Source organism: Pseudomonadota bacterium (genome assembly GCA_022361155.1).
Classification (GTDB): Bacteria; Myxococcota_A; Polyangia; order Polyangiales; family JAKSBK01; genus JAKSBK01.
Genome location: JAKSBK010000468.1, coordinates 1 through 3449, shown reverse-complemented (window position 1 = coordinate 3449; position 3449 = coordinate 1). Strand labels below are relative to the sequence as shown.

3 protein-coding genes are annotated in these 3449 nt (G+C 62.5%); all 3 read left to right on the top strand.

Annotation, left to right across the window (positions count from 1 at the left end; genetic code table 11):
* The coding region (locus tag MJD61_17725) for a hypothetical protein (protein ID MCG8557102.1) at positions 1–317 on the top strand (317 nt) is incomplete at its 5' end.
* A 1450-nt stretch (positions 318–1767) separates the two neighbouring features.
* On the top strand, positions 1768–2100 hold the full coding sequence (locus tag MJD61_17720; protein ID MCG8557101.1) for a hypothetical protein: 333 nt from the start codon (positions 1768–1770) through the stop codon (positions 2098–2100).
* A gap of 1099 nt (positions 2101–3199) precedes the next feature.
* Positions 3200–3352 carry a hypothetical protein gene (locus MJD61_17715; GenBank protein MCG8557100.1) on the top strand — a complete coding sequence of 51 codons (153 nt, stop codon included), beginning with the start codon at positions 3200–3202 and terminating at the stop codon, positions 3350–3352.
* Positions 3353–3449 lie beyond the last annotated feature (97 nt).

Genomic DNA, 3449 nt, shown 5'->3' with positions numbered 1-3449 from the left:
GCTACACCCTTGCGATCGGAGCGCAGAACCTGCTGAACACGTTTCCCGAGAGGAACCCGGATGCGCTTACCTTTGGCTCGCTCTATCCGGAGAACGCGCCGAGCGGCCTGAACGGCGGCCTTCGCGTATCTCCGCCTGGCCGGGAAGCTGTAGAGCCCGAGCTCCGACTTCGACCGTGTGCGGCTCGACCTGGCGCGGCCCCGGAGACACGTGGTATTCGTCGGTACCCCGCCGGAAGGACGGAGCAGCTAGCTCGGCTGCTGCTACAAGCACTTCCGGCACCGCTCGTTGACACGTCAACACAGCCAAGTCATTGAAATTACTGCATGCGCCCGTAGCTCAGCTGGATAGAGCGTCGGACTTCGGATCCTGCCGGCTGTGACTACTCCTGATCGCTCCAAGTGATCATCAGCCCACATTTTAGGGCAAGGGCGTTACCGTCGATCACTCTTGATCGCCCCGACGGGGCACAAAAGGGGTGCACTAAGCTACGCTGTAGCTACACGCCACCGAGGGGGCCGTGGGTAGGATCCCCGGGGGCCAGGCTGGGGTGAATCACACGCGGCGATTCCCCCGCCGCTGTTGTTGGCGGGGTCGCCCAGCCGTCAGGCTCGGACCCCGAGCAAGGCACGACGGCGCCCGCGCAGTAGGCACCGGCAACCCACGACCGCGCTGGCCGAACACCGGGTACCCCCGGGGGGAAGGGGGCCGGCACAGGCCGGGGCAGCCCCTCTGCCGATTTTCTGGTTTGGGGCCATCGGGTGCCTGCCGTTGGGGCTAGGGTGCGCCCGGAGAAGGCTAGCCCCGAAAGTCGCGGCGCACGTTTGGGAAGGCTTGGCGGTGATGGGCTGGCCTTCCTTCCAGTCGGTGAAGTCGTCGATGCTGAGCTCGAGCACCCCGCTCTAGGTTCGCGCCCACGGCCGCCGTCCCGTTCGCGCACCCGAGTCCAGCCGATCGGACTATCTTTGAGGCCCGTTGCAGCGGACGCGGGCATCGGTGTTGTGCGCGATGGTCGAGGAGAGGCTGCCATATAGAATCGGGGCCGGACCCCGGACGCAGACCGAACCCAGACAGCAGACCTCCGACGCCCTTGTGAACGAACTCCCCGCTGGAACACAGCTGGGGCCGCAGTAATCAAGTGGCAGACAGACCTTGGCTCCGCTTTCAGCGAGTCTTCGCGCAGTACCCGCTGGAGCAGTACCTCGCACTCTGGCAGTTCGCCGCACAGCTGGCGACGGTAGGAACTCGCACGTGAACGACGCAGGTCGGCGCGTACAGCAAGCGTCTGGATTAGCCGTGCAGAGCTCGGTGTTGCCTAGCAGGGGGCTTCTCGAAAAGTGCCGGCACTTCATGGACCACTGGTTCACCGGCGGTGACTTTCGCCGATGGAGTGGTCGAGAAGGGGGACGGTCGAGAGCAAGTGGAGGGATCTGTATGCGAGTGGAACCAAGATGGCGCGGTTCTGTCACAGCCGTGATCACCGGGGTGTTCACCCTGGTCGGCGGCGCGTGCGGCGGGGGCGACGATATGCACGGCACCTCTGGTTGCGCAACGGACAGCGACTGTAAGGGGGCACGTGTCTGCGAGGACAGCAGGTGCGTTGATCCGACTGGCGGTTCGCCGGGTAGTGGAGCGGCTGGCTCGATGGGTGCTGCTGGCGGGCCCGGTGGGGCCCTTCCCGGCGGCGGGCCGCCGGACCCTGGAAGTGGCTCGATGAGCGCGGCGGGTGGATCCGCAACGCCCCCCCTCAGCCCAACGTGCTCGACGGTGGCTCTGCGTCTGAGCACGGCAGGCGAGAAGACGAATGCGGCATTCTGCTTCGGCATGGCGTATCGAGACAACTACAGATGCACCTTCGACGCTGCAAACGACGCGACGCTGTGTCGGGGCGACACGACAGCCTATGCCGTGCTGTTCTCGGAGACGGCATCGGGGACAATCGGGGTTGTGTACGATGTTTCTGACCAGCAGGAGATCGGCCGGCTCAGTCAGGCCGCGACTGGCGAGTTTGAGATCGATTTCACACAGTTGGGGCTCGTCGGTGAGTGCACCGTGGTCGGTGACGTTGCTACGCTGTGCGTTCGCGCGGTAACTGATTAGCGCGTGGACACGCAACTGGAGCAGCCGTGGGTCGTGAGTCGGTCAAGAGCAGCGCATTGATGCGTATCGGCAGAGGAAGCGGTGGCCCAGAATTCGAACGATGGTGCGGTATTTGCACAACGCTGAACACGATCTCGTGTCAGACTGGTATTCGCTACCAAGGAGAAAGACATGCCAACTATTCCCCAAAGGCGTCGGCTTGGATTCGCAGGGATCGCAACAGTCCTTTGCGTGCTTGCGGTTTCCGTGCAGGCAAGATCCACCAAGTCGTTTCTCTTGGTGGACGAGCGATGCATGGTGATGTCGCCTGACATCACCCCGAAGTACCGCAATATCACAACCTTCCCTGGATCGAAGACCCGCAGCGTGTGTGCCTTCGACGGCAAGACTGTCAAGTGCGTGTCTCGACCGCTCAAGGCAGGCGCAACGATGCTGGGCGGCCGAAAGACTACGCGCACAACGTTTCATGTACCGATCAGTGATTCCGAGCTTCTTATCGCCCAGTCTGAATCCGCGTCGGGGTCTTCTTGGCTCACAGTCGATTGGAAACATTCGGACTTTCACTGGGCAGACACGTCCCTGACCCCGAAGGGTGTCCTACAAAAGCAGTGCGCCGGGTCTGTACTCGGACCCGTCACGAAGGAAAACCCCAGTCCATCCTTTTTCAAGGAAGACCTATGAGTGACATCCCGCCTTGTCCGAACTGCTGATGCGAACCCATTCACAAGGACGGTAGCGGCCCACAAGACCGCTACCAGGTCCTTTGCCCGGACTGCTACGACGGGACCACTAGCGTCATCCATGACCTGTCGCGATCCTACGCCCCATTCTCAAAGTCAAGGTGGAACTGACGCGTCGACATCAGCATCGCCGCCCGCGGCAGCAGCCTGGGCTGAACCCGCATGAGGTCCATCACACACATGTGCGTGTGCGGCGTCGGGGCTCCGGTGGGCCGACCGGCTGAGGCACGGCCTGGGGCCGCTGGAATCAACAGCTACGCTTTGCGTGCTTGCAGTTTCCGTGCAGGCAAGGTCTATCAAGACGCTCATCTTGGTGGACGAGTAATGCATGGTCATGTCATCAGACTTGGAAAAGCGCAATGTCATTTGGCTCGAAAGCACGCAGCGTGTGCTTTGTCGACGGCAAGACTGTCACGTGCGTGTCTCGACCACTCAAGGCAGGCGTGAAGCTGACAGGCGGCGCGCGCACTGTCTTGGTTCAGCGTGAACGTGACTCCGGGGAATGGGTCTGATTGGAGGTTCTAGGCAGCTAAAGCGCGAACCTCCTGACGGCGGCGCGCGCGAAGGGCGCGTGCGGCTTCGAGTTTACGATCGCGAGCCTCAAAGATC